At 73.4% G+C, this 25,672-nt stretch carries 22 protein-coding genes and 1 tRNA gene; 15 read left to right on the top strand and 8 right to left on the bottom strand.

What is annotated here, in order from left to right:
- Window positions 1-32: 32 nt before the first annotated feature.
- Window positions 33-800 (bottom strand): ABC transporter ATP-binding protein, encoded by a 768-nt coding sequence (locus tag ACIRBY_RS18735; RefSeq protein WP_366450990.1) that lies wholly within the window; start codon window positions 798-800, stop codon window positions 33-35.
- A 407-nt stretch (window positions 801-1,207) separates the two neighbouring features.
- On the opposite strand from ACIRBY_RS18735, the gene ACIRBY_RS18730 reads away from it, so the two are divergent.
- Together ACIRBY_RS18730 and ACIRBY_RS18725 are read left to right on the top strand one after the other, a co-directional pair.
- Window positions 1,208-1,289, top strand: a tRNA-Leu gene (locus ACIRBY_RS18730).
- A gap of 168 nt (window positions 1,290-1,457) precedes the next feature.
- Window positions 1,458-2,312, top strand: a complete 855-nt coding sequence (locus ACIRBY_RS18725) for a Bax inhibitor-1/YccA family protein (RefSeq protein WP_403901730.1) — start codon at window positions 1,458-1,460, stop codon at window positions 2,310-2,312.
- Window positions 2,313-2,412: 100 nt separating this feature from the next.
- On the opposite strand, the gene ACIRBY_RS18720 is transcribed toward ACIRBY_RS18725, so the two are convergent.
- The gene (locus tag ACIRBY_RS18720; protein ID WP_403901729.1) at window positions 2,413-2,643 is read right to left on the bottom strand and encodes a DUF4287 domain-containing protein; all 231 of its coding nucleotides are present in this window, start codon (window positions 2,641-2,643) and stop codon (window positions 2,413-2,415) included.
- 101 nt (window positions 2,644-2,744) lie between these two features.
- On the opposite strand from ACIRBY_RS18720, the gene ACIRBY_RS18715 reads away from it, so the two are divergent.
- Entirely contained in the window at window positions 2,745-3,089 is a 345-nt protein-coding gene (locus ACIRBY_RS18715) for a hypothetical protein (RefSeq protein ID WP_403901728.1), read from the top strand.
- Here ACIRBY_RS18715 and ACIRBY_RS18710 read toward each other — a convergent pair.
- The 3 genes from ACIRBY_RS18710 to ACIRBY_RS18700 form a co-directional block, all read right to left on the bottom strand.
- Entirely contained in the window at window positions 3,073-3,903 is an 831-nt protein-coding gene (locus ACIRBY_RS18710) for a hypothetical protein (RefSeq protein WP_403902036.1), read from the bottom strand. The two genes, ACIRBY_RS18715 and ACIRBY_RS18710, sit on opposite strands and share 17 nt — an antisense overlap.
- A 328-nt stretch (window positions 3,904-4,231) precedes the next feature.
- Window positions 4,232-5,452, bottom strand: coding sequence for an acetyl-CoA C-acetyltransferase (locus ACIRBY_RS18705; protein WP_403901727.1), 1,221 nt, complete (start codon window positions 5,450-5,452; stop codon window positions 4,232-4,234).
- Window positions 5,453-5,604: 152 nt separating this feature from the next.
- Window positions 5,605-6,612 carry an SGNH/GDSL hydrolase family protein gene (locus tag ACIRBY_RS18700; protein ID WP_403901725.1) on the bottom strand — a complete coding sequence of 336 codons (1,008 nt, stop codon included), beginning with the start codon at window positions 6,610-6,612 and terminating at the stop codon, window positions 5,605-5,607.
- Window positions 6,613-6,737: 125 nt separating this feature from the next.
- Between ACIRBY_RS18700 and ACIRBY_RS18695 the strand changes: the two genes are divergently transcribed.
- Window positions 6,738-8,120: a cystathionine beta-synthase gene (locus ACIRBY_RS18695; protein WP_403902035.1), complete on the top strand. Its 1,383-nt coding sequence runs from the start codon at window positions 6,738-6,740 to the stop codon at window positions 8,118-8,120.
- 472 nt (window positions 8,121-8,592) lie between these two features.
- Window positions 8,593-9,435, top strand: coding sequence for a MurR/RpiR family transcriptional regulator (locus ACIRBY_RS18690; RefSeq protein WP_403901724.1), 843 nt, complete (start codon window positions 8,593-8,595; stop codon window positions 9,433-9,435).
- 28 nt (window positions 9,436-9,463) lie between these two features.
- On the opposite strand, the gene ACIRBY_RS18685 is transcribed toward ACIRBY_RS18690, so the two are convergent.
- On the bottom strand, window positions 9,464-10,828 hold the full coding sequence (locus ACIRBY_RS18685) for a diaminopimelate decarboxylase (RefSeq protein WP_403901722.1): 1,365 nt from the start codon (window positions 10,826-10,828) through the stop codon (window positions 9,464-9,466).
- Window positions 10,829-10,932: 104 nt separating this feature from the next.
- On the opposite strand from ACIRBY_RS18685, the gene hutU reads away from it, so the two are divergent.
- The 8 genes from hutU to ACIRBY_RS18645 all read left to right on the top strand — a co-directional run bounded on the left by hutU (window position 10,933) and on the right by ACIRBY_RS18645 (window position 20,830).
- Complete coding sequence (gene hutU / locus ACIRBY_RS18680) at window positions 10,933-12,597, top strand: urocanate hydratase (RefSeq protein ID WP_403901721.1); 1,665 nt, start codon at window positions 10,933-10,935, stop codon at window positions 12,595-12,597.
- A 125-nt stretch (window positions 12,598-12,722) separates the two neighbouring features.
- Window positions 12,723-13,913, top strand: coding sequence for an allantoate amidohydrolase (locus tag ACIRBY_RS18675; RefSeq protein WP_403902033.1), 1,191 nt, complete (start codon window positions 12,723-12,725; stop codon window positions 13,911-13,913).
- Window positions 13,913-15,253, top strand: a complete 1,341-nt coding sequence (locus ACIRBY_RS18670) for a formimidoylglutamate deiminase (RefSeq protein WP_403902031.1) — start codon at window positions 13,913-13,915, stop codon at window positions 15,251-15,253. Before ACIRBY_RS18675 ends, ACIRBY_RS18670 begins: the two co-directional genes overlap by 1 nt.
- A 26-nt stretch (window positions 15,254-15,279) precedes the next feature.
- Window positions 15,280-16,458 (top strand): imidazolonepropionase, encoded by a 1,179-nt coding sequence (gene hutI / locus ACIRBY_RS18665; protein WP_403901720.1) that lies wholly within the window; start codon window positions 15,280-15,282, stop codon window positions 16,456-16,458.
- 165 nt (window positions 16,459-16,623) lie between these two features.
- On the top strand, window positions 16,624-17,298 hold the full coding sequence (locus ACIRBY_RS18660; protein WP_403901718.1) for an LPXTG cell wall anchor domain-containing protein: 675 nt from the start codon (window positions 16,624-16,626) through the stop codon (window positions 17,296-17,298).
- Between the two features lie 15 nt (window positions 17,299-17,313).
- Window positions 17,314-18,333, top strand: coding sequence for a hypothetical protein (locus ACIRBY_RS18655; protein WP_403901717.1), 1,020 nt, complete (start codon window positions 17,314-17,316; stop codon window positions 18,331-18,333).
- A complete protein-coding gene (locus ACIRBY_RS18650; protein ID WP_403901716.1) occupies window positions 18,330-19,469 on the top strand; it encodes a hypothetical protein in 1,140 nt (379 codons plus the stop codon). Before ACIRBY_RS18655 ends, ACIRBY_RS18650 begins: the two co-directional genes overlap by 4 nt.
- Window positions 19,466-20,830 carry a hypothetical protein gene (locus ACIRBY_RS18645; protein ID WP_403901715.1) on the top strand — a complete coding sequence of 455 codons (1,365 nt, stop codon included), beginning with the start codon at window positions 19,466-19,468 and terminating at the stop codon, window positions 20,828-20,830. Before ACIRBY_RS18650 ends, ACIRBY_RS18645 begins: the two co-directional genes overlap by 4 nt.
- A gap of 72 nt (window positions 20,831-20,902) precedes the next feature.
- Here ACIRBY_RS18645 and ACIRBY_RS18640 read toward each other — a convergent pair whose 3' ends face one another.
- A complete protein-coding gene (locus tag ACIRBY_RS18640; RefSeq protein ID WP_403901713.1) occupies window positions 20,903-22,420 on the bottom strand; it encodes a peptide MFS transporter in 1,518 nt (505 codons plus the stop codon).
- A 471-nt stretch (window positions 22,421-22,891) separates the two neighbouring features.
- Between ACIRBY_RS18640 and ACIRBY_RS18635 the strand changes: the two genes are divergently transcribed.
- Both ACIRBY_RS18635 and ACIRBY_RS18630 read left to right on the top strand, forming a co-directional pair.
- Window positions 22,892-23,569, top strand: coding sequence for a response regulator transcription factor (locus ACIRBY_RS18635; RefSeq protein WP_042812873.1), 678 nt, complete (start codon window positions 22,892-22,894; stop codon window positions 23,567-23,569).
- Between the two features lie 58 nt (window positions 23,570-23,627).
- Window positions 23,628-24,893 (top strand): ATP-binding protein, encoded by a 1,266-nt coding sequence (locus ACIRBY_RS18630; RefSeq protein ID WP_403901711.1) that lies wholly within the window; start codon window positions 23,628-23,630, stop codon window positions 24,891-24,893.
- Window positions 24,894-24,941: 48 nt separating this feature from the next.
- Here the strand turns inward: ACIRBY_RS18630 and ACIRBY_RS18625 are convergent, their stop codons facing one another.
- Window positions 24,942-25,475, bottom strand: coding sequence for a GtrA family protein (locus ACIRBY_RS18625; protein ID WP_403901709.1), 534 nt, complete (start codon window positions 25,473-25,475; stop codon window positions 24,942-24,944).
- Window positions 25,476-25,672 lie beyond the last annotated feature (197 nt).

Below are 25,672 nucleotides of genomic sequence, written 5' to 3'. Positions count from 1 at the left end.
GTCTGTTCGTGGCTTCGGTGATCAGTGACCGATCAGCTGGTGCGGCCCTTGGCGTCGAAGGCCTTCATCCGGTCGAACACGCCGTCGGCGGTGGGCGCGTGCATCTCGTCGACGATGCGGCCGTCGGCGAGGAAGATGACGCGGTCCGCGTAGGAGGCGGCGACCGCGTCGTGGGTGACCATCACGACGGTCTGGCCGAGCTCGCGCACCGAGTTGCGCAGGAAGCCGAGGACCTCGGCGCCGGAGCGGGAGTCGAGGTTTCCGGTGGGCTCGTCGCCGAAGATGATCTCGGGGCGGGCGGCCAGGGCGCGGGCGACGGCCACGCGCTGCTGCTGGCCGCCGGAGAGCTGCGTGGGGCGGTGGGAGAGGCGGCCGGAGAGGCCGACCATGTCCACGACGGTGTCCAGCCACTGCTTGTCGGCCTTGCGGCCGGCGATGTCCATGGGGAGCGTGATGTTCTCCAGGGCCGTCAGGGTCGGCAGCAGGTTGAACGCCTGGAAGATGAAGCCGATCTTGTCGCGGCGCAGCTGGGTCAGCTGCTTGTCCTTGAGGCTGCCGAGCTCGGTGTCGCCGATGCGGACCGAGCCGCTGGAGAAGGTGTCCAGGCCGGCGACGCAGTGCATCAGGGTCGACTTGCCGGAGCCGGAGGGGCCCATGATCGCGGTGAACTGGCCCCGGCCGAAGTCCACGGAGACGTTGTCCAGCGCGACCACCTGGGTCTCGCCCTGGCCGTACACCTTGGAGAGCTGCGTGGCACGGGCGGCCACGGCCTGGGCGGTGTGCTGCGGGGCGTAGTTCATGGCGGTCACGGGGACTCCTGTCGAGCGGGTCTGCTGCGCGGTGGCGGGGACCCTTCCATCCTCACCGCGTCCTTACCCCCGGGGGATCAGCCGAGGTGCCCGTTCGACGGCCCACTGGAGTCTGACCAGGGGGGTGGTCGTCTCCTCCTCTGGTATGACGGGAGCCCCGGAGACGGGCCGGTGGGGCGGGGTGGCCCGGGGTGGCGCGGGGCAGCGAAATCACGTCATTCCCGAGGCGGGGCACGGTGTCGTCCTCAGCGCTGCCCACCGTGACTTATCGCTTCTGACGCCCACTCAATCACCAATAAAATCAGACAACATCGGATAGACGTGCCGCTGGCGGGCGGGGTGTTACGGATAGGCTCACCGCAGCGTTCAAGGCTTTGCCACGGGGCCCGCTGCGCCCTGCCCGGATGGTGGAATGCAGACACGGCGAGCTTAAACCTCGCTGGCCCTCGGGCCGTGCCGGTTCAAGTCCGGCTCCGGGCACTTCCGCAGCCGCGCCGCGCTCCCGTACGCCACCCCCGGGGTCCCTCCGTTTATCCCCGGCGCTTCGCCGCGCCTTCTCCTAAGATCCTCCTCCAGCAGTAGGGTGCTTTCTTTGCGAACGCATTACCCTTGACGCAAGGCCGCGCCCGGCGGCCATGGAGGAGTGAGATGAGGAGCAGTAACCCGGTCTTCTCGCGACGGGGGTTCAGCCGCGACAACGGCGGCCACGCGGGCTTCGACGCGGCTTACGCGCAGGCCGGGACCGCGACCAACCCGTACGCGACGAATCCTTACGCCATCGACCCGAACACGGGCATGCCGGCGGCGCCGGCCCGCGGCACCACGATGACCATCGACGACGTCGTGAGCCGTACGGCCATGACGCTCGGCACGCTGATCGTCACCGCGACCATCGCCTGGCTCGCCCTGCCCGTCGACCCGGCGAACCTGGGCAAGTCCTACGGCATCGGTGTGGGCGCGGCGCTCGTCGCCTTCGTCCTCGCGATGGTCCAGAGCTTCAAGCGCAAGCCCTCCCCGGGCATCATCCTGGCCTACGCGGCGTTCGAGGGCTTCTTCCTCGGCATCATCTCCGCGGCGACCAGCTACTACCTCAGCGCCGGCGTGGTCATCCAGGCCGTCCTCGGCACGATGTGCGTCTTCGCCGCCGTCCTGGTGGCCTACAAGATGCGCTGGATCCGCGTCACGCGCCGCTTCACCGGCTTCGTGATGGCCGCGGCCCTGGGCTTCGTCCTGCTGATGCTGGCGAACTCGCTGTTCATGCTCTTCGGCGGCGGCGACGGCCTCGGCTTCCGCAGCGGCCCGCTCGGCATCGTCTTCGGCATCGTCGGCGTGGTCCTCGGCGCCTGCTTCCTCGCCATGGACTTCAAGCAGGTCGAGGACGGCGTGACCTACGGCGCCCCGCGCGAGGAGGCGTGGCTGGCGGCCTTCGGCCTCACCATGACCCTGGTGTGGATCTACCTGGAGCTGCTGCGCCTGTTCCAGATCCTCTCCGGCGACGACTAGTCCCACCGGCAGGGACGTGCGGTACGGGGAAGGCCCCGCGAGCGACGCTCGCGGGGCCTTCCCGCATCTCGGGGGTGTGCGCGGAAGGGGGGGCCGGGGTTCAGCCGAACCGGCGGGCCGCTCTGCGCAGCCCGTACTCGTGGACGATCGCCTTCGCCTGGCCGTGCGACAGCTGGTGCGCGCCGAGCAGCCAGTTGACCTTCTCCTCGAACCGGAGGAGGGAGGGGCCCTCGTCGACGGTGCGGAGCCAGTCGGAGATCTCACGACCGGTGGTCTGGGGGATTCTGTCGATCATGTTGCGGTGGGTCTGCTCGGAGAACTCAACGGACATGGGCGCCTCCGGGGGTATCGCCGTACTGTTCCCTTCACTGCACCGTGCCGGAGAGTTCGCCCGTTGGCAATGGTGCCCGGGCGGCGCGTAAGGTCGGCCGGGTGCTCGATACCTCGCCCCTGACGGCCGCCGTGGAACGTTTCGCCGACCGGCTGCGGGCCGCCCCGCAGAGCCGGCTCCGGCGCGGGGCCGCCGCGGAGGCCCTGGAGCTGGCCCGTGAGCTGGCCGCGGCGGCGCAGCGGCTGGAGGACCCCTCGGGGTCGGCTCCGGCGCGCCTGATGCCCGACGAGGGCGTGTTCGTCGTCGGGGACCAGCTGGCGGTGGCCGGGCTGGACCTGGCCGAGGCGCTGCGCGCCGCGGGCCCGAACGGCGCGAAGGCCCCGTCCGAGATGCTGGACGAGGCCGTGGCGCTGGTGGAGCGGGTGGAAGTCAGAGCGATGCGATGACCCGGTCCGCGAGGATGTAGACGTTGCTGTCGGGGTCCTCGGAGTCGCCGCAGGAGAAGGTCAGCGCGTAGGCGCCGGAGATGCCCGAGCCGCCCAGCAGGACCGGGGCCGTGCCCGAGCGCAGGGCCTCGGCGAGGCGCTCCGCGGTCTCCCGGTGCCCGGGGGTCATGCACAGCGTGGTGCCGTCCGTGAAGACGTACACGTCGAGCGTGCCCAGCGGGCCCGGGCGGACGTCGGCGAGGGCCGTACGGGCCTCCGCGAGCTCCTCCAGGCGGCTGACGGTGCGCTCGTGGTCGGCGCCGGGGTGCGGCTGGACCGGGACGAAGTCGGGGTGCGAGGGGTGGCGCCGGCGGGCCGCGGCCAGCTCGGCCGAGTCCTCCGGGTACTCGTCGGCGAGGTCGTCGCCCAGGACCGGCTCCAGGCCGACCAGGTCCGCCTGCCGGGGCAGGAAGACGGGGCCGTCCTCGCCCAGCCCGGTCAGCCCGCCCAGCAGGGAGGTCGGGGTGTCCCCCGCGAAGCGGGGGGAGGCGTCGGCGGCGTCGCGGGCCTCCTGCGCGGCCCAGAAGGCCCGCGCCTCGGCCAGCTCGCGCTCGCGCTCCTCGGCGAGGGCGGCGGCCACGGCGGCTCGTATCTCGGCGGCGGGGGACTCGGCGGCGCTGCGGGCGTGCGGGACGCTCGCGCCGCGGGCGTGGGCCGGCAGGGCGAGCTCATCGCGCAGGGCCGACACCTGCTTGCGCAGTCCGTGTACGGCGTGCAGCGCAGCAGCGCCCACGGCCGTGGCAGCGGCCGTGGTCAGCAGCAGGGCAAGAGACATGGCGCTCACTGACTAACTCCTGATTGATTCGATCCCCCGACTTCCTACATCAGCTTGTCCTGTGCTGGGAATGGCGTGCAGTGCATTACGTCATGAATTGGACAGGTCTTTCGTCCTGGAGGCCCTAGGGGGATGACGTCTGACCTGGGCAAATACCGATCCCCCAGGACAAAGGTCACATCCTGGGGGAGATTCGGTCACAGGTCGGCCGCGACGGGATTAGACCTGATGTCAGTACACCGTATGGATCTAGAGGATCCCTTGCGGCAGCTGGGGGCCCGGCTGGAGCAGTGCCGAACCCCTCACTCTGCGCGCTGTGTTCCGGGTCTCAGCTGAGGCGCTCGATGACCATGGCCATGCCCTGGCCGCCGCCGACGCACATCGTCTCCAGGCCGAACTGCTTGTCGTGGAACTGGAGGCTGTTGATCAGGGTGCCGGTGATCCGGGCACCGGTCATCCCGAACGGGTGACCGACGGCGATGGCCCCGCCGTTGACGTTCAGCTTCTCCAGGGGGATCTCCAGGTCCCGGTAGGACGGGATGACCTGCGCGGCGAAGGCCTCGTTGATCTCGAACAGGTCGATGTCGCCGACGGTCAGCCCGGCCCGCTTCAGCGCCTGCTTCGAGGCCTCGACCGGGCCCAGGCCCATGATCTCGGGGGAGAGGGCGGTCACGCCGGTGGAGACGATCCGGGCCAGCGGGGTCAGGCCGAGCTCCCGCGCCTTGGTGTCGCTCATGATGACCAGGGCGGCGGCGCCGTCGTTCAGCGGGCAGCAGTTGGCGGCCGTGACCAGGCCGTCGGGGCGGAAGACCGGCTTGAGGCCCTCCACGCCCTCCAGGGTGACGCCGGCGCGCGGGCCGTCGTCCTTGCTGACCACCGTGCCGTCCGGGGTGGTGACCGGGGTGATCTCGCGGGCCCAGAAGCCGTTCTTGATGGCCTCCTCGGCGAGGTTCTGCGAGCGCACGCCGAACTCGTCCATGTCCCGGCGGGTCACGCCCTTGAGGCGGGCCAGGTTCTCGGCGGTCTGCCCCATGGCGATGTAGGCGTCGGGGACCAGGCCGTCCTGGCGCGGGTCGTGCCAGTCGCTGCCCTCGCTCTGCGCGACGGCGGCCGTACGGGCCTCGGCGTCCGCGAAGAGCGGGTTGTGGGTGTCCGGCAGGCCGTCGGAGGAGCCCTTCGCGAACCGCGACACGGTCTCGACGCCGGCCGAGATGAAGACGTCGCCCTCGCCGGCCTTGATGGCGTGCAGCGCCATGCGGGAGGTCTGCAGGGAAGAAGAGCAGTAACGGGTGATCGTGGTGCCGGGCAGGTAGTCCATGCCCATCTGCACGGCGACGATGCGGGCCAGGTTGTGGCCCTGCTCCCCGCCGGGCAGGCCGCAGCCGAGCATCAGGTCGTCGATCTCGCGCGGGTCCAGCCCGGGGACCTTGGCCAGGGCGGCCTGGATGACCGTGGCGGTCAGGTCGTCCGGCCGGACGTCCTTGAGCGACCCCTTGCCGGCGCGCCCGATGGGAGAGCGGGCGGTGGAAACGATGACGGCTTCGGGCATCGGGACTCCAAGGGGTGTGCGTGCGTCGTTGCGGGACCGCAAGCGAAGTTACCGCCCCGTACGGTCGGGGTCACCGGGGCGGGCGTGTGATGCCCGTCGCTCCGGGGTGTCCTCCTCCCCGGCGCCGGGGAGGGGGAAACGTCCGCCCCGCGTCAGGAGGGCGCCGGGGACGCCGGTTCCGGGACGGCGTCCGCCGGGAGGCGGCGCCGGCGCCGGTGCTTGAGCAGCGCCCACGGGCCGCGCCCCGCGGTGACCTCCGTGCCCGGCTCGCCCGCCGCCGCGGACGCGGCCTGCGCCACGGGCAGCATGTCCTCGTTGCGCGACACGTCCAGCCGGTCCGACTCCGGCCACACCCCCAGCGCCGCGCACAGCGTCGGCAGGACGGCCATCGCCGCCGTCGCGTACCCCTCCGCGGAGGGGTGGTAGGAGTCCGGGCCGAACATCTCCCGGGGGTTCGCCGCGAACTCCGGCCCCAGCATGTCCCCCATCGAGACCGTCCGCGCCCCCAGCGCTACCACCCCGATCGTCTGCGCGGCCGCCAGCTGCCGCGACACCCGGCGCGCCATCCACCGCAGCGGCTGGTACACCGGCTCGATCGTGCCCAGGTCGGGACAGGTGCCGACGACCACCTCGGACCCCGCCAGGCGCAGCCGCCGCACGGCGCCCGTCAGCAGCCGCACCGACTGCGTGAGCGGCATCCGCCGCGTCACGTCGTTCGCCCCGATCATGATCACGGAGACGTCCGGCGCCGGCCGGTCCCCGTCCAGCAGCAGCGACACCTGGCGGTCCAGGTCGTCCGACTTCGCCCCCGACAGGGCCACGTTCCGCAGCTCCACCGGCCGCTCCGCCACCGCCGCCAGGCCCGACGCCAGCAGCGCCCCCGGCGTCTGGCGGGCCCGCCGCACGCCCAGGCCGGCCGCCGTCGAGTCGCCCAGCATCGCCATCCGCAGGGGCCCCGGGCTCAGCTCCGGCCCGCCGAACTCGCTCCCGTACAGGCCGTCCGCGCGCGGCGGGTCCGGCAGGCCCGTCCCCACCGTCCGCTTGGCGAACTGCACCTCCGCGAGCACCAGCCCCACCGCGGCCACTCCGACCAGCCCGAGTCCGCCCCCGCCGTACGCTGCCCCCGCCGCGATCCGGCGGGCCGTTCTCGCCCTGGACACCTCTCAGGCCACCTCCTCGGTCGTGTTGACCTTCCTGCCCCGTACTGCCGGTCGGCCAATCCCTTTCCGCATACTCTGGCCGGACCTCCCGGAGAACCCGTGGAGTCCCCTTCTTGGAGAACATGGTGCAATTCCACGACTCGATGATCAGCCTCGTCGGCAACACCCCGCTGGTGAAGCTCAACCGCGTGACCGAAGGCCTGCAGGCCACCGTGCTTGCCAAGGTCGAGTACTTCAACCCCGGCGGTTCGGTGAAGGACCGGATCGCCGTCCGGATGATCGAGGCCGCCGAGCAGAGCGGTGCCCTCAAGCCCGGTGGCACCATCGTGGAGCCCACCAGCGGCAACACCGGCGTGGGACTCGCCATCGTGGCCCAGCAGAAGGGCTACAAGTGCATCTTCGTCTGCCCTGACAAGGTGTCCATGGACAAGATCAACGTCATGCGCGCGTACGGCGCCGAGGTCGTGGTCTGCCCGACCGCCGTCGACCCCGAGCACCCGGACTCGTACTACAACGTCTCCGACCGCCTCGCGCGCGAGCCCGGCGCCTGGAAGCCGGACCAGTACAGCAACCCGAACAACCCCCGTTCGCACTACGAGACCACCGGTCCCGAGCTGTGGGAGCAGACGGACGGGAAGATCACCCACTTCGTCGCCGGCGTCGGCACGGGCGGCACGATCTCCGGTACGGGCAACTACCTCAAGGAGGTGTCCGGTGGGAAGGTCAAGGTCATCGGCGCCGACCCCGAGGGCTCCGTCTACTCCGGCGGCAGCGGCCGCCCGTACCTCGTCGAGGGTGTCGGCGAGGACTTCTGGCCGACCGCCTACGACCCGAACGTGACCGACGAGATCATCGCGGTGTCCGACAAGGACTCCTTCCAGATGACCCGCCGGCTCGCCAAGGAGGAGGGCCTGCTGGTCGGCGGCTCCTGCGGCATGGCGGTCGTCGCCGCGCTGCGCGCCGCCGAGGGGCTGGGCCCGGACGACGTGGTCGTCGTCCTGCTGCCGGACAGCGGCCGCGGCTACCTCAGCAAGATCTTCTCGGACGAGTGGATGGCCGGCCACGGCTTCCTGGAGGAGGCCGGTCCGGCCGCGCGCATCGGCGCCGTCCTCGCGGACAAGGAGGGCGGCATCCCGTCGCTCGTCCACATGCACCCCGAGGAGACGGTCGGCCAGGCCATCGACGTCCTGCGCGAGTACGGCGTCTCCCAGATGCCGATCGTCAAGCCGGGCGCCGGCCACCCGGACGTCATGGCCGCCGAGGTCATCGGCTCGGTCGTGGAGAAGGAGCTGCTGGGCGCCCTCTTCGCCGGGCGCGCCTCGCTGGGCGACCCCCTGGAGAAGCACATGAGCGCGCCGCTGCCGCAGGTCGGTTCCGGCGAGCCGGTCTCCGAACTGATGTCCGTGCTCGGCGAGGCCGACGCGGCCATCGTCCTCGTCGAGGGCAAGCCGACCGGCGTGGTGAGCCGTCAGGACCTGCTCGCCTTCCTGGCGAAGAACGCCAAGTAGGCCCGGGCGCGCCGGGGTCGGCGGCCGGGGCCCGTGCGTGGCCGATCCCGGCCCTTGGCGCAAACGGTACGGTCCCGACATGTGGCGGCAGCACCCGCTTAACACGGCACCGGCACAGTGGTCCTGTCGGCGGGTCAGTCCGGGAGGCCGGGCCCCGGCCGGCACCGAGTGCGGCGTCAGCGCACCTCCGGAGCGGCTCCCGGAGCGCGCCGACGCCCCAGGACGCGGACGGCCCTGACCCGGCCCGTGTCCCCGGTGGGGCCGCCGTCGTCCCGCCCCCCGGTCCGACCCGGGGGTGCCGGCGGCCCCGCCGACCCCTTCCTCCGGCCCGCCCCCCGCCGTGCGGCGGCCCGCCCGGGACCCTCCGCGCGGCGGCCCCCCTCTCACATCACGGGCACCGGCTTGCCGAGCTGCATAACCACATGCAGAGTGCACCCTGACTGAATATCTCGCCCGGACGGAGGGGACGGCGATGAACGACAGCCCGGCGGCACGGCTGCAGAAGCTCTTCGAGGGGCACCGGCTGACGCCGACCCAGCGGCGGATCGCGCACTGCATGGTGCGCGGCGCGGCGGAGGTGCCCTTCCTGTCGAGCGTGGAACTCGCCGAGCTGGCCGGGGTGAGCCAGCCGTCGGTGACCCGGTTCGCCGTGGCCCTGGGCTTCGACGGCTATCCCGCGCTCCGGCGCCACCTGCGCGAGGTGGCCCCGGCCGAGCCGCCGCGGGCGGTGCGCGAGGAGTCGTACAACGAGTACCAGCAGGCCGTCGCGGGCGAGATCGAGAACCTGCGGCGGCTGGCGACGATGCTCGCGGACCCGGCGCCGGTGGAGGAGGCGGGCCGGCTGCTCGCCGGGTCGTCCCCGCTGCCGGTCCTGGGGCTGCGGGCGGCGTCCTCGCAGGCGCGCGGGTTCGCCTACTTCGCCGCCAAGGTCCACCCGGACGTGCGGCTCCTCGACGAGGGCGGCTCGATGCTCGCCGACCGGATCGACGCGGCGGCCACCGCCGGGGCCTCGGCCCTGCTGTGCTTCGCCCTGCCCCGCCATCCGCGCGAGGTGCTGGAGGCCCTGGAGCACGCCCGGGCGGCCGGGCTGACGACGGTGACGGTGGCCGACTCGGCGTTCGCGCCCGTCGCCCGGTACTCGGACCTGCTGATCCCGGCGCCGGTCGGCACCGGGCTGGCCTTCGACACGGCGTGCGCGCCGATGCTGCTGGGCCGGGTGCTGCTGGAGGCCATGGCGGACGCGCTGCCGGACGCGCAGGCCCGGCTGGAGTCCTTCGACGCGCGGGCCGCGGCGCGCGGCCTGTTCGTGGAGTGACCCCGGGCCGGCCGGCCCGCCGCACTTGCTAGAGCAGCGCGTCCCGGAAGGCGCCGCCCGCCTCCGCCACCAGCTGTCCGGTCGTCTGCGCCGGGCGGGCCCGGCTGAAGCGGACGCGGCCCTGCGCGTCGGCGGTGAAGCCGTGGACGGAGGGGCGCGGCAGGCTGTTGTAGCCGTAGTGGGCGGTGAAGAAGTACGCCCCGGTGTCCGGTACGGCGATCAGGTCGCCCGGGGCCAGCTCGGGCAGCTCCCGGGCGGTGGCCAGGAGGTCCCCGGCGAAGCAGGCCGGGCCCGCGACGTCCTGGGCCACCGGGGCGCCCGTCTTCGGGGCGCCCTTCGCGTCGTACGCGAGGATCCGCAGCGGCCAGGCCGCGGGGGCGTAGACCGTACGGGTGGCCACCTGCACCCCGGCGTGGGTGAGGGCGATCGGGCGGCCGCCGGTGGCCTTGGTGTACTCGACGCGCGCCAGCACCGTGCCGTGCTTGGCCAGCAGCGACCGGCCGAACTCGGTGACCAGCCCGTACGAGCCGTCGAACAGGGTCGGGACGGCCCCGCGCAGGGCGGCGGCGTACTCCGCGTGCGTCGGGGCCTCCTCGTCCGAGGCGAAGTTCACCGGCAGGCCGCCGCCGATGTCGAGGGTGTCGACCTGGCGGCGTCCGGCGGCGGCGTTGATCTCCTCGGCCAGGGCGTGCAGCTCCCGCACGCCCTGGGCGATCAGCGCCAGCGGCAGGCCCTGCGAGCCCGAGTGGGTGTGCAGCCGGGTGAGCCACGGCCGGTCCAGGTAGGCCCGTACGAGCCGCTCGCGGGCGCCCGGGTCGCGCAGGCCGATGCCGAACTTCGAGGTGGCGGTGGCGGTGGAGAGGGCGTCGATGGCGCCGGCGCCCGTCTGGGGGTTGATCCGCACGCCGACCGGGGAGCGGGTCGGGGCCGCCGCGACCAGGGCGTCGAGCCGCTCCAGCTCCTGGTGGTTGTCGGCGTTGACGGCGATCCCGAGGGCCAGGGCCTCGCGCAGCTCCCCGGCGGTCTTGGCGGGCGAGTCCAGCACCGTCCGCTCCGCCGGGATCCCGGCGGCCCGGGCCAGCGCCAGTTCGCCGGGGCTGGCCACCTCGCAGCCCAGGCCGCACGCGCCGAGCAGCCGCAGGACGGGCACCAGCGGGGCGGCCTTGGCCGCGAAGGCGTGCAGCACGGGTGTCCCCGGGGCCGTGACGGCGGCGAAGGCGCCGGTCAGGGCGGCGGCGGAGGCCCGGATCCCGGCGGTGTCCAGCAGGCAGACCAGCGGCTCGGAGTCCAGCAGCCCCTGTTCCACGGCGGCCCGCACGGCCCGGTCGCGGCGCCCGGCGGCGTCCCGTGCGTCGGCGTCCCGGTGCGCGGCTTCGTCCCGTAAGGCGTCCATGGCGCCATCCCATCATCCGGCGGACTCGCGCGCAGCTGTTGACTGGATCTATTCAAGACGACAGGATGTGAATAGATTGACCAACATTCGGAGGAGGCACCGCCATGTCAGGACCCCGCCCCGTACGGGCCGCGCGAGGCACCGAGCTCAGCACCCTGGGATGGCAGCAGGAGGCCGCCCTCCGCATGCTGCAGAACAACCTCGACCCCGAGGTCGCCGAGCACCCCGACAAGCTCGTCGTCTACGGCGGCACCGGCAAGGCGGCGCGCGACTGGCGCTCCTTCGACGCGATGGTCCGCACCCTGCAGACCCTCAAGCAGGACGAGACCATGCTCGTCCAGTCCGGCCGCCCGGTCGGCGTGATGCAGACCCACGAGTGGGCGCCGCGCGTCCTGCTCGCCAACTCCAACCTGGTCGGCGACTGGGCCAACTGGGAGGAGTTCCGCCGCCTGGAGCACCTCGGCCTGACCATGTACGGGCAGATGACGGCCGGCTCCTGGATCTACATCGGCACCCAGGGCATCCTCCAGGGCACCTACGAGACCTTCGCCGCCGTCGCCGCGAAGAAGTTCGGCGGCACCCTGGCCGGCACCATCACCCTCACCGCCGGCCTCGGCGGCATGGGCGGCGCCCAGCCGCTGGCCGTGACGATGAACGACGGCGTCGCCATCTGCATCGACGTCGACCCGCGCGCCATCGAGCGCCGCATCGAGCACCGCTACCTGGACGTCAAGGCCGACGACCTGCGCCACGCCCTCCAGCTCGCCGTCGAGGCCCGCGACGCCCGCAAGCCGCTCTCCATCGGCCTCCTCGGCAACGCCGCCGAGCTGCTCCCGCAGATGCTCGCCGAGGGCGCCCCGATCGACATCGTGACGGACCAGACCTCCGCCCACGACCCGCTCTCCTACCTCCCCGTGGGCGTCGACTTCGACGACATGGCGGCGTACGCGGCCAAGGACCCGGCCGGCTTCACCACCCGCGCCCGCGAGTCCATGGCCAGGCACGTCGAGGCCATGGTGGGCTTCATGGACGCCGGCGCCGAGGTCTTCGACTACGGCAACTCCATCCGCGGCGAGGCCCAGCTGGCCGGCTACGACCGCGCCTTCGCCTTCCCCGGCTTCGTCCCCGCCTACATCCGCCCGCTGTTCTGCGAGGGCAAGGGCCCCTTCCGCTGGGCCGCCCTGTCCGGCGAGGCCTCGGACATCGCCAAGACCGACAAGGCGATGCTGGAGCTCTTCCCCGAGAACGAGTCCCTGCACCGCTGGATCAAGATGGCCGGCGAGCGGGTCCACTTCCAGGGCCTGCCGGCGCGCATCTGCTGGCTCGGCTACGGCGAGCGCGACAAGGCGGGCGAGCGCTTCAACGAGATGGTCGCCGACGGCACCCTCGCCGCCCCGCTGGCCATCGGCCGCGACCACCTCGACTGCGGCTCGGTGGCCTCCCCGTACCGCGAGACCGAGGCCATGCTCGACGGCTCCGACGCGATCGCCGACTGGCCGCTGCTCAACGCCATGGTCAACGTGGCCTCCGGCGCCTCCTGGGTCTCGATCCACCACGGCGGCGGCGTCGGCATGGGCCGCTCGATCCACGCGGGCCAGGTCACCGTCGCCGACGGCACCAAGCTCGCCGGGGAGAAGATCCGCCGCGTCCTCACCAACGACCCCGGCATGGGCGTCATCCGGCACGTCGACGCCGGCTACGACATCGCCGAGACGGTCGCCGACGAGCGCGGCGTCCGCGTCCCCATGCGCGAGGGTGACCAGGCGTGACCCCCTCCGGCGCCACCGGCGCGGGCGAGGCGTCCCGGGGCTCCGCCCCGGGCGCCCGCCCCGCCGCCCCCGCAGCTGCCCCCGCCGCCCCGCGCGGCGGGGGCGGTCCCGCCTCGTTCCACGCCATGTGGGACGAGCTGCGCCCCATCGGCCGGCACGCCGACAGCGGCGGCTACCGCCGCTTCGCGTGGACCGGGGCCGACGCCGACTGCCGTGCCTGGTTCCGGGCCCAGGCCGAGTCCCGCGGGCTCGCCTACGAGGTCGACCGCAACGGCAACCAGTGGGCCTGGCTCGGCGACCCCCTGGCCGGCGACGCCGTCGTCACCGGCTCCCACCTGGACTCCGTCCCCGACGGCGGTGCCTTCGACGGCCCCCTCGGCGTGGTCTCCTCCTTCGCCGCCCTGGACGAGCTCCGCGCCCGCGGCGCGGCCCCCACCCGCCCCCTCGCCATCACCAACTTCGGCGACGAGGAGGGCGCCCGCTTCGGCCTCGCCTGCGTCGGCTCCCGCCTCGCGGCCGGACAGCTGACCAAGGAGAAGGCGTACGAGCTCCGCGACGCCGACGGGACCACCCTCCCGCAGGCGATGGAGCGGGCAGGCCACGACCCCGACGCCATCGGCGCCGACCCCGAGCGGCTCGCCCGCATCGGCGCCTTCGTCGAGCTGCACGTGGAACAGGGCCGCGCCCTGGACCTCTCCGGCGACCGGGTCGGCATCGCCTCGGCCATCTGGCCGCACGGCCGCTGGCGCTTCGACTTCCACGGCGAGGCCAACCACGCCGGCACCACCCGCCTCGTCGACCGCCGCGACCCGATGCTCACGTACGCGGCGACCGTCCTGGCCGCCCGCCAGGAGGCCGCCCTCGCCGGCGCCGTCGCCACCTTCGGGAAGATCTCCGTCGAGCCCAACGGGGTCAACGCCATCCCCTCCCTCGTCCGCGGCTGGCTCGACTCCCGGGCCGCCGACCAGGCCACCCTCGACACGGTCGTCACCGCCGTCGAGAAGGCCGCCCGCGAGCACGCCGACCGGGACGGCATCGACCTCGACGTCGTCCGGGAGTCCTTCACCCCGGTCGTCGAGTTCGAGCACGCCCTGCGCGACGAGCTGAACCGGATCCTCGGCGGGGCCGTCCCCGTCCTCGGCACCGGGGCGGGACACGACGCCGGAATCCTCTCCGCCGCCGTCCCGACCGCGATGCTGTTCGTACGCAACCCCACCGGCGTGTCCCACTCCCCGCGCGAGTTCGCCGCCGAGGACGACTGCACGGCCGGAGTCCTCGCCCTCGCCGACGTACTGGAAGGTCTGGCGTGTCGCTGATCGCGCAGAAGACGTACTGGCTGGAACACGCCTGGCTCGGCGACCGCGTCGAGCCGGGCGTGGTCCTCGGCGTGACCGCCGGCGGCCGCATCGCCGAGGTGCGCACCGGGGCCGACGCCCCGCCCCCCGGCGCGGAGGTGCTGCGCGGCCTGACCGTCCCGGGCCTGGCCAACGCGCACTCCCACGCCTTCCACCGGGCGCTGCGCTCCACCGTCCAGGTCGGCTCGGGCACCTTCTGGACCTGGCGCGAGGTCATGTACGGCGTCGCCCAGAACCTCACCCCGGACACCTACTTCGACCTCGCCCGGGCCGTGTACGCGGAGATGGCGCTGGCCGGCATCACGAACGTCGGCGAGTTCCACTACGTCCACCACGCCCCCGGCGGCACCCCGTACGCCGACCCCAACGCGATGGGCGAGGCCCTGATCGAGGCGGCCGCGGCGGTCGGCATCCGCATCACCCTCCTCGACACCGCCTACCTGGCCTCCGGCTTCGGCGAGGCACCCAACGCGCACCAGCGGCGCTTCTCCGACGGCACCGCCGAGGCCTGGGCCGAGCGGGTCTGCGGACTCAAGCCCCGGGAGCACGCGCTGATCGGCGCGGCCGTCCACTCCGTACGGGCCGTCCCGGCCGACCAGCTGGCCACCGTCGCCGCCTGGGCACAGGAGCGCCAGGCCCCGCTGCACGTGCACCTGTCGGAGCAGACGGCGGAGAACGACGCCTGCCTGGCGGCGCACGGGCGCACCCCGACGCAGCTCCTCGCCGACCACGGCGTGCTGGGCCCGCGCACCACCGGCGTCCACAACACGCACCTGACGGACGGGGACATCGCCCTCCTGGGCGGCACCGCCACCGGCACCTGCATGTGCCCGACCACCGAACGCGACCTCGCCGACGGCATCGGCCCGGCCGTCCCGCTCCAGCGCGCGGGCAGCCCGCTGTCCCTGGGCAGCGACAGCCACGCGGTGATCGACCTGCTGGAGGAGGCGCGGGCGATGGAGCTCAACGAGCGCCTGCGCAGCCGTACCCGGGGGCACTGGACGGCGAACGCCCTGCTGACGGCCGCCACCGCCGACGGCCACGCCGCCCTGGGCCGCCCCGACGCGGGCCGCCTGGAGGCGGGCGCCCTCGCGGACTTCACCACCCTCGCCCTGGACACCGTCCGCACGGCCGGCCCGCTGCCGCGGCTCGGCGCCGAGACGGCGGTCTTCGCGGCCTCGGCCGCCGACGTCCGCCACACGGTGGTGGGCGGCCGCCACGTGGTCCGCGACGGCGTCCACACCCTGGTCGGGGACGTCGCCGGAGCCCTGTCCGCAGCGATCGCCGCCGTCCGGGGCTGACGCCCGGAAACCCTCCGAGAGGAACCATGACCACCACCGCCATCACCCACATCGGCAGCCTCGTCACCAACGACCCCGCCCTCGGCGACGGCACCCCCCTCGGCCTGATCGAGAACGCCGCCCTCGTCATCGAGGACGACAGGATCGCCTGGGTCGGGGCCGCCGACGAGGCCCCCGCGGCCGACGCGTCCTTCGACGCGAAGGGCCGGGCCGTCATCCCCGGCTTCGTGGACTCCCACTCCCACCTCGTCTTCGCCGGCGACCGCACCGCGGAGTTCAACGCCCGCATGTCCGGCCGCGCCTACTCCGCCGGAGGCATCCGCACCACCGTCGCCGCCACCCGCGCCGCCACCGACGCCGAGCTGGAGGCCAACCTCGTCCGCCACCTCGACGAGGCCCTCCGCCAGGGCACGACCACCTTCGAGACCAAGTCCGGCTACGGACTCACCGTCGCCGACGAGGCCCGCGCCCTGCGCATCGCCTCCGCCCACACCGACGAGGTCACCTACCTCGGCGCGCACATCGTCTCCCCCGACTACGCCGAGGACCCGGCCGGCTACGTCGACCTCGTCACCGGCGAGATGCTCGCGGCCTGCGCCCCGTACGCCCGCTGGGTGGACGTCTTCTGCGAGAAGGGCGCCTTCGACGGCGACCAGGCCCGCGCGATCCTCACCGCCGGCGCCGCCGCCGGCCTGATCCCCCGCGTCCACGCCAACCAGCTCTCCTACGGCCCCGGCGTGCAGCTGGCCGTGGAGCTGGAGGCCGCCTCGGCCGACCACTGCACCCACCTCACCGACGCCGACGTGGACGCCCTCGCCCAGGCGTCCGCCACCACCGTCGCCACCCTCCTGCCCGGCGCCGAGTTCTCCACCCGCGCCCAGTGGCCCGACGCGCGCCGCCTCATCGACGCGGGCGCGACGGTCGCCCTGTCCACGGACTGCAACCCCGGCTCCTCGTACACGAGTTCCATGCCGTTCTGCATCGCCCTCGCCGTCCGGGACATGCGCATGACCCCCGACGAGGCCCTGTGGTCGGCCACCGCCGGCGGGGCCCGCGCGCTGCGCCGCTCGGACATCGGCCGCCTGGTGCCCGGCGCCCGCGCCGACCTGGCCCTCCTCGACGCCCCCAGCCACGTCCACCTCGCCTACCGGCCGGGCGTCCCGCTCGTGTCCGCCGTCTGGAACCGCGGGGTGCGCGCCGCCTGACGCCCCGCCCGCGGCGCGGCCCGGGCGCGGCCCGGCGGGCCGCCCACCGGGCCTTCCAGGCCGGATCGTCCTTTGTCTTCCCTCCGCAAGGTCCCGGGCGTACCTTGAGCCACCAATCTGACATGGCGTCAGTAAGCCGTTCCGTGGCCCGAGGGGAAGACGAAGGTGTCCGACCGGAAACGCTCCACCGCGCTCGCGCTGGCCTCCGCGCTGGCCGGATCCGCCGTACTGCTCGCCGCCCCCGCGGCCCACGCCGACGTGGTCGACGTCGAGTACAAGTGCCAGACCCCCATCGGGGACAAGTCGGCGGTCTCGCCCATCGACATCAAGGCCGTCAAGGAGGGCGACGGCTACAAGCTGACGATGTCCTTCCAGAAGGGCGTCTCCTCCAGCCCCATCGAGCTCGGCAAGGGGGCGATGAACCCCAGCGCCGTCATCACGGCCGACGGCGCGGAACAGGCCTCGATACCGGTCACCGGCCCCCCGAACCCGGAGGCCGCGCCCGCCAACACCCCCATCAAGATCTCGGACCTGTCGGGCACCTACACCCCGAGGAAGAGCGGCAAGGTCGCCTTCACCGCCGGCGTCCTCACCATCAAGGCCATGGGGACCACCACCACCTGTACCCCCGGCAACAGCCCCAAGCCCTCGCTGGAGCTCGACGTGACGGCGGCCGCCGGCGCGCAGCAGCCCTCCGGGGAGGACACCCTCCCGCAGACCGGGCCCGCCGACTCCGCCCTCGCCCTCGGCACCCTCGGCGCCACCGTGGCCCTCTCCGGCGCCGCCGGGATGCTCTGGCTGACCCGGCGCGGCCGACGGGCCCGGCGGACCCCGGCCTGAACGGAGCGCCCGCCCGTGCTCCACGCCCTCACGCCCCGCACGCTCACGCCCCGCGTCCTCGGGCGGCTCGCCGCACTCCTGCTGCTGGCCGCCGCCGCCCTGCCCGCGTCCCCCGCCGCCGCGGACGAGCCCGGCTGGACCGCCGAGCCGGCCTCCGGTGCCGCCGCGGACCGCCGCCCCTCCTTCTACCTCGCCGGCCCCGCCGCCGCCGTGCTGGAGGACCGCCTCGCCCTCGCCAACACCGGCGACCGGGAGCGGACCGTCACCCTGCGCGGGGCCGACGCCCACAACACGCCCGACGGGGCCTTCGCCGTCCGTCCCGCCCGGGAGACCCGGGGCGCCGGCGCCTGGATCAGCTTCGGCGCGGCCGCCACCGTCACGCTCCCTCCGCACACCCGCGCCGTGGTCCCCTTCACCGTGACCGTCCCGCCCTCCGCCCCGCCCGGCGACCACCCCGCCGCCGTCGTCGCCGCCGAGGGCGGCCGCGAGGCGGGGGTACGGGTCGACGTGCGGGTCGGCGGTCCGGTGCTGGCGGCCCTCACCGTCGAGGACGTCTCGGTACGCGGCCGGGGCGCGGCCACCACCATCGCGTACACCCTCGTCAACCGGGGCAACGTCGCCCTCACCCCCGCGCTCGCCCTGCACGCCGAACGCGCCCTCGGCGGGGCCCGCGACCCGCGCCGGGCCCGCGCCCTGCCGGTCGAGCTGCTGCCCGGCGGGCGGATCACCCTGACCGAGCCCTGGCCGGGCGCGCCCGCCTTCGACCGGGTCTCCCTCCGGCTCACCGCCACCGCCCCCGGCGCCGCCCCGGCCACCGCCACCGCCACGGCCTGGCTGGCGCCCGGGGGGAGCGCCGCCCGGGCCGGAGCCGGCCTGCTGCTCCTCGGCGCGGCCGCGCTGGTCCTCGTACGGGTCCTGCGGCGCGGCCCGCCCGGGCGGTGGCGCGGGAAGCCGCGCGGAGCGCCGCACGAGCCGGCCGGGGGCCCGAGCGCCCCGGCCGCGTCCGAACCCGAGCTGACGGGAGCGCCCAGGTGAGCCGCACGTCCGGCCCGAGGGCCGCATCCCGCGCCGTGGCGGCCCTGGCCTCCCTCGCCCTGGCCCTGCTGCCCGCGGCCCCGGCCGCCGCGGCTCCGGCCTTCCCGGCCGCTCCGGCTCCGGCCGCCGCCTCCGCCGCGGGCAGGCCCGCCGTGGCGCTCTCCCTCCAAGAGGCCGCCCCGGGCACCGAGCTCAGCGCCACCGGCACCGGATGGCCGGCCAGGACCCTGGTCATGCTGCTGGTCTGCGGCCAGAACATGATCGGCGGCACCAACAGCTGCGCCAACGCCGACGGGGTGGCCGTCACGGTCGCCGACGACGGCCGGTTCACGGCCCGGCTGCCGGTCGCGGCACCGCCCAAGCCCTGCCCCTGCGTGGTCGACGTGGCCTCGGTCAACGGCGACCGGTCCACCGTCGCCGTCCCGCTGAAGATCACCGGCCATCCGGTGGCCGACCTGCCCGCCGAGTCCGGGAGCGCCCGGCTCGCGATGCTCACGGGTGTTCGCCTCAAGGGCGGGGACGGGGTGCTGACCTGGTTCGGGGCCCCGCCGTCGCGCAGGTTGACCGCCACCGTCGGCAACCTCGGCTCGGCGCCCGTCAAGGACCCCGTCTTCCAGCTGGGCACCGCGCACGGGGTGTTCGCCCCGCAGTGGGAGGAGGCCCGCTGGAAGGGCACCATCCCGCCCGGCGGCAAGGCGGAGGTCGGCCTGGACGTGGAGCTTCCGGCGGGCGCCCACGGCGACTACACGGTCTCCCTCAAGTACGGGGAGACCGTCCTCGCCACCCAGCCGTGGGGCGTGGCCCGGCCGTACGGGGTGCTGCTGTTCTGGGGCCTGCTGCTGGTCGTGGTCCCGACGGCGCTCTTCCGGCTGGGCATGGCCGTCGTCGACCGGGTCCGCCCCCGCCCCGGGGCCCCCGGCCGCCACCGGGCGGCCGAACCGGCCCCGGACCCGGCCGCGGACCCCGCCTCGGCGGTGACCGCCCGCCTCCCGAAGGCCGGCGCGGCCGGGCCCCCCGGGCCCCCGGCACCGGTCCTGCCGTGGTTCACCCCGGACCCCCCGCGGCCCCGGCAGCCGCGGCCCCCGCAGACGTCCGCACCGTCCGATCACAGTCCGACGACGAAGGGACCCCAGTGAAGACCCAACGGAGGGCGAGCGCGGCCCTGGTCGCGCTGCTGCTCAGCGGCGCGGGTGTCGCCGTGGCGGCTTCCCCCGCCCAGGCCGCCGACACCACGTTCAAGGTCAGGTGCGTGCCGCCGGCCGGCGGCGGCGACCCGGTGGAGGGCGAGACCACCGCCCGGATCACCGCACCGGCCACGGCCAAGGTCGGCGACGAGGTCGACGTCTCGTGGGAGACGGTGAAGCCGGCCTCGAACAACACCGACCTGATGGTGATCCCCAAGGACTCGGTCCAGCCCACCGGCTGGCTCACCGCCGGCGACGGGGGAGGGGAGGTCAAGGTCGTCGGGGAGAAGAAGAACCCGGAGATCCCCAAGAAGGCCCCCATGGTCATGTCCGTCATGAAGGGCAAGCTGAAGCTGACCAAGGCCGGCAGGATCACCGTGACCCCCGGCAGGTACGAGGTGGCGGTGACCTTCCCCTTCGGCACCTTCGTCACCAAGTGCGCCCCGGTGGGCGCGGTGACGGGCGGGGCCGTCATCGACGTCTCGGGCGGCGGCGGCACCGGCGGGACGACGGGCGGGACGACCGGCTCGACGACCACCGGCGGCACCACCGGCGGCACCACGGGCGCCACGACGGGCGGCTCCACCACGGGCGGCTCCACGACCGCCGGCAGCACCGGCGGCAGCGCGACGGGCGGTTCCACCACCGGCGGCTCGGGCGGCCAGACCGACTTCCCTGGCAAGGCGGTGGAGGTCTCCTACGACTGCGGCGCGGTGGTGCCCGGCGGGATCAAGACACCGGTGACCATCAGCGCGAAGAAGAACGGCGGCGACTACGCCCTCACCGTCAAGACCGCCAAGGGCGCGATGGCCAGCCCCATGGCCCTCCCGGCCGGGGCGCTCAAGCCCTCGATGGACATCAGGCTCGGCGGCGCCGACAGCGGCACCGTCAAGGTCACCGGCCCGGCCAACGCCGAGCCGATCCCCGACAAGGCGCCGGTCAGCCTGAGCGACATGACGGGCACCTACAAGCCCGGTAAGTCGGGCAAGGTGACGCTCAGCCCCGACCAGCTGACGATCGACGTCACGATGGCCCCGGGCTCCACCCCGATCAACGTGCCCTGCAAGGCCGCCGCCAGCGGGGTCTCCCTGGAGCTGGACACCACCGCCCAGCCCGGCGGCTCCGGCTCCGCCACCACCGGCTCGGCCTCCTCGGGCTCCGGCTCGTCCGGTGCCGCCGGGGGCCTCGCCGAGACCGGCGCCCAGGACGACGGCGGGGTCCGGGCCCTGGCCCTGGTCGCCGGCACGGTGATCCTGCTCGGCGCCGCGGTCTTCACCTTCACCCCCTGGCGCCGCCTGCGGGGCACGAGGTAGCCCGCACGGGAACGGACGAAGGCCCGGCACACCTTCCGGTGTGCCGGGCCTTCACCTACCGCTCGGGGTGCGTCAGTGCACGTCGCCCATGAGCGCCTGGACCTTCTTGCGGTACGTGTACACCGCGAAGCCGGCCAGGGCCGCGGCGGCGGCCTGGAAGCCGATCACCCACGTGCCGTTGAGGTCGACGCCACCGATGGACAGGAGGCTGGTGGTGCAGTCGCCGGCGGTGACCGCCAGGAACCAGACACCCATCATCTGGGAGGCGTACTTCTGCGGCGCCATCTTCGTGGTGACCGAGAGGCCGACCGGGGAGACGCAGAGCTCGCCGATGGTCTGGATCATGTAGATCGAGACGAGCCACATCGGGGAGACCTTGGTGTCGCCCGTCGCCATGCCCATCGGGACGATGAAGACGAAGAACGAGGCACCGATCAGGACCAGGCCCATCGCGAACTTCACGATGGTGTTCGGCTCCTGGTTCTTGCGGGACAGCCACAGCCACAGCCAGGCGAAGACCGGGGCCAGCGCCATGACGAACAGCGGGTTGAGCGACTGGTACCAGGTGGCGGAGAAGCCGAAGCCGAAGACGGTGTCGGCGGTCTTGTCGTCCGCGAACAGGGACAGCGTGGAGCCACCCTGGTCGTAGATCATCCAGAAGACGGCGGCGGCGATGAAGAACCAGATGTAGGCGGTCATCTTCGACTGCTCGGCACCCGACAGGTCCTTGTCGCGCTTGATGCGCGCCAGGACGGCGATCGGGATCAGCAGGCCGGCGAGGGTCAGCGGGACCAGGGCCCAGTTCAGCGTGTAGGCGCCGAGGGCGACCACGGCGCCGTAGAAGACGGCGATGCCCAGGACGGCGAGGACGACCTTGGTGAGGACGGCCTTGCGCTCCTCCGGCGTCAGCGGGTTCGGGACCTGGCTGCTCTTCGGGCTCAGGTGCTTGGTGCCGATCAGGAACTGGGTGAGGCCCAGGGCCATGCCGACGGCGGCGAGGGCGAAGCCCAGGTGCCAGTTGTGCTCCTTGCCGACCGTTCCGACGATGAACGGGGCGACGAAGGCACCGAGGTTGATGCCGATGTAGAACAGGGTGAAGCCACCGTCACGGCGCGGGTCGTCCGGGCCGTCGTACAGGTGACCGACCATCGTGGAGATGTTGGCCTTCAGCAGACCGGAACCGGCCGCGACCAGGACCAGACCCACGAAGAACATCGCCTGGCCGGGGAGAGCCAGGGACAGGTGACCAGCCATGATCACGAAACCGGCGATCGCAACCGTCTTGCGGGCGCCCCAGACGCGGTCGCCGAACCATCCGCCGGGCATGGCCATGAGGTAGACCATGGACACGTAGACGGAGTAGATGGCCGTGGTCGTCGCCGCGGTCATGGCCAGACCGCCGCCCTGGCTGCCCGTGGCGGCGTCGGCGCCGCCCGAGACCAGGTAGTAGACCAGGAGGGCGCGCATGCCGTAGTAGGAGAAGCGCTCCCACATCTCGGTCATGAACAGAGTGGCCAGGCCACGGGGGTGGCCGAAGAAGGTCTTTTCGGCGGCCGGGGACGCCGAGTCCTTCGTCAGGCTGGAAGCCATGGTCGATCCTTGCTTGCTCGGGACGCTTGGCTTCGTGAGCTGTTGAGCGCCCGGTGGGGGGCGGCCGGCACCGGCGACGGATGTCCCTCCCCACGCCCTGGGGTCTCGTTCCCCGGTGTGACGGGGCGATGGGGCAGTCGTAACCGGGATCCACGCCCTCCGCGCATCCTCGCGCGCAGGGCCCGGCCCATAGGTCATTCACTGTCATCTGGGCCGGACGATGCCGACCAGAGCAGAATTTGAGGTTCTTGGCTCGGATTTGAGCGCAAATGTCCCCTCGGTAGTGCATCGGGCGTTCCGCCACCATACGACAGGGCCCCGATGCATATGGAAGGGCTTGAGATATGGATCACAGGGAAGGAGGGAACCGATCCGTCAAGTTCGAAGGTCGGTAGTAGTTCATAACCCCAGTTCGAGAGGGGTATGCAGGCAGGCGCCTCCTTTCACCCGCCGCGGACTACCATCACCCACATGACGCGTGTACTGCTCGCCGAGGACGACGCATCCATCTCGGAACCCCTGGCCCGTGCCCTGCGCCGGGAGGGCTACGAGGTCGAGGTCCGGGAGGACGGCCCCACCGCCCTGGAGGCCGGACTGCAGGGCGGCGTCGATCTCGTCGTCCTGGACCTGGGACTGCCCGGCATGGACGGCCTGGAGGTGGCCCGGCGACTGCGCGCCGAGGGCCACGGCTTCCCCATCCTGGTCCTGACGGCCCGGGCCGACGAGGTGGACACGGTGGTCGGCCTGGACGCCGGCGCCGACGACTACGTGACCAAGCCCTTCCGCCTCGCCGAACTGCTGGCCCGCGTCCGGGCCCTGCTGCGGCGCGGCGCCAACGACGCCGCCCAGGCCCCCGCCACCCACGGCGTGCGCATCGACGTCGAGTCCCACCGCGCCTGGATGGGGGAGGAGGAGCTCCAGCTCACCGCCAAGGAGTTCGACCTGCTGCGCGTCCTGGTCCGCGACGCCGGCCGGGTCGTCACCCGCGACCAGCTGATGCGCGAGGTCTGGGACACCACCTGGTGGTCCTCCACCAAGACCCTCGACATGCACATCTCCTGGCTGCGCAAGAAGCTGGGCGACGACGCCGCCAACCCCCGCTACATCGCCACCGTCCGGGGCGTCGGCTTCCGCTTCGAGAAGAGCTGACGCGGGCCGGCGCCGCCGGCCGACGGAGCGCGTTCGCCCGTTAGGGCATGCTCTAGGCATGCGCCGCCGTCTGATCAACTCCACGCTCGCCGTGGTCCTCGTCGTGATCGCCGTGTTCGGGGTCTCCCTCGTCATCGTGGAGACCCGGACCATCACCAGCAGCGCCCAGGACCGCATCGGCTCCGAGGCGCTGCGCCTGCTGGGCGTCGTCGAGGCCGACGCCCTGGAACACCGCAAGGTCGACGCCGGCTCGCTGTCCGAACAGCTGGACGTCGGCACGTACGCCCGCATCACCGTCCCCGGACAGCCGCCCGTCGAGGTCGGCGACCGCATCGAGGACAACGTCATCCGGGGCACCGCGCGCGGTGAGCAGGGCGAGGTGGTGGTCGTCGAGGAGTCCCGCTCCACCGTCACCCGGGAGGTCGGGCGCACCCTGGCCGTGGTCGGCGCGGTGGCCCTGCTGGCCGTCGTCGCCGCCGTCCTGCTCGCCGTGCGCCAGGCCAACCGGCTGGCCTCCCCGCTGACCGACCTGGCCGAGACCGCCGAGCGGCTCGGCTCGGGCGACCCCCGGCCCCGGCACAAGCGCTACGGGGTCCCCGAGCTGGACCGGGTCGCCGACGTGCTCGACTCCAGCGCCGAGCGGATCGGGCGGATGCTCACCGCCGAGCGGCGCCTCGCCGCCGACGCCTCGCACCAGCTGCGCACCCCCCTCACCGCCCTGTCGATGCGGCTGGAGGAGATCACGGTCACCGACGACCTGGAGACCGTGCGGGAGGAGGCGACCATCGCCCTCACCCAGGTGGAGCGGCTCACGGACGTGGTCGAGCGGCTGCTGACCAACTCCCGCGACCCCCGCACCGGCTCCGCCGTCCCCTTCGACCTCGACGAGGTCGTCAAGCAGCAGGTGGAGGAGTGGCGGCCGGCCTACCGCAGCGCCGGCCGGGCCATCGTGCGCTCCGGGAAGACCGGCATGCGGGCCGTCGGCACCCCCGGTGCGGTCTCCCAGGTCCTGGCCACCCTCGTGGAGAACGCGCTCATGCACGGCGGCGGCACGGTCGCCCTGCGCACCCGCGTGACCGGCAACCAGGCCGTCATCGAGGTCACGGACGAGGGCCCCGGCGTCCCGCCCGACCTGGGCAACCGGATCTTCGAGCGGGCCATCAGCGGCCGCAACTCCACCGGCATCGGCCTGGCCGTCGCCCGGGACCTCGCGGAAGCGGACGGCGGCCGCCTGGAGCTCCTCCAGAGTCAGCCGCCGGTGTTCGCGCTCTTCCTCAGCCGTACCGCCCCGGAGCGCGCGGAGCCGGAGCGGACCGTCAGGTGACGGCCGCGCGGCCGCCGGCCCCGGCCGGTCCTCGCCCCCGGCCGGCCGTCAGCCCTGGTTGGCCGCCGGCTCCGGGGTGCGGGTGGCGACGGGCGCCTCGTGCCCGTCGCGCTGCTCCACGACCAGCGAGGGCGCGGCGTCCGTGGGCAGGGCCTTGAAGACCCACGTCCGGTAGGACCAGAACCGGAAGACCGTCGCCACCGCCATGCCGAAGAACTTGAAGACGTTGTTCTGCAGCGAGCTGTCCAGGCCGAAGCCGTAGGTGGCGACGTAGAGGACACCGCTCTCGATGACCATGCCGATCACGCTGAACAGCACGAACAGGATCATCTCGCGGCGGCGGCTGCCCAGGTCGCGGTCACGGTAGGTGAAGTAGCGGAACCCCACGTAGTTCGTGATGATGGCGACCACGATGGCTATCACGTTCGCGCGGACCGTCTGCAGGTCCGTGGTGGCGCGCAGCAGGTTGAAGACGCCGAAGTTGACCAGGACGCCCGCGCCGCCGACCGCGCCGAACTTGACGACTTCCCGGGCGATGCCGCGGAAGCGCTCGGACAGCGGTACTGCGTTCGGCGTGCTCATGTGATGGTTCAGTCCCTGTCAGTCGTCGTGTGGGTCGCGGAGTGAGCCGTCAGCGTCCCGCTGGGCGTGTCACCCGATCCCGTCAACCCCACCATGTTAAGTGTCACCCCGGGGGCCCGTTCGCGCCCCGGCACCCTTGCGACACAACGCACACAAGGCCTCCGGGCCCGACCGGCGGGTCCGCGCCAGGCCTGCGT

The sequence above is a fragment of the Streptomyces sp. NPDC096136 genome (assembly GCF_044763325.1).
Taxonomy (GTDB): domain Bacteria; phylum Actinomycetota; class Actinomycetes; order Streptomycetales; family Streptomycetaceae; genus Streptomyces.
The sequence above is the reverse complement of the archived record's forward strand: the minus strand, read 5'-3'. Positions and strand labels throughout refer to the sequence as shown.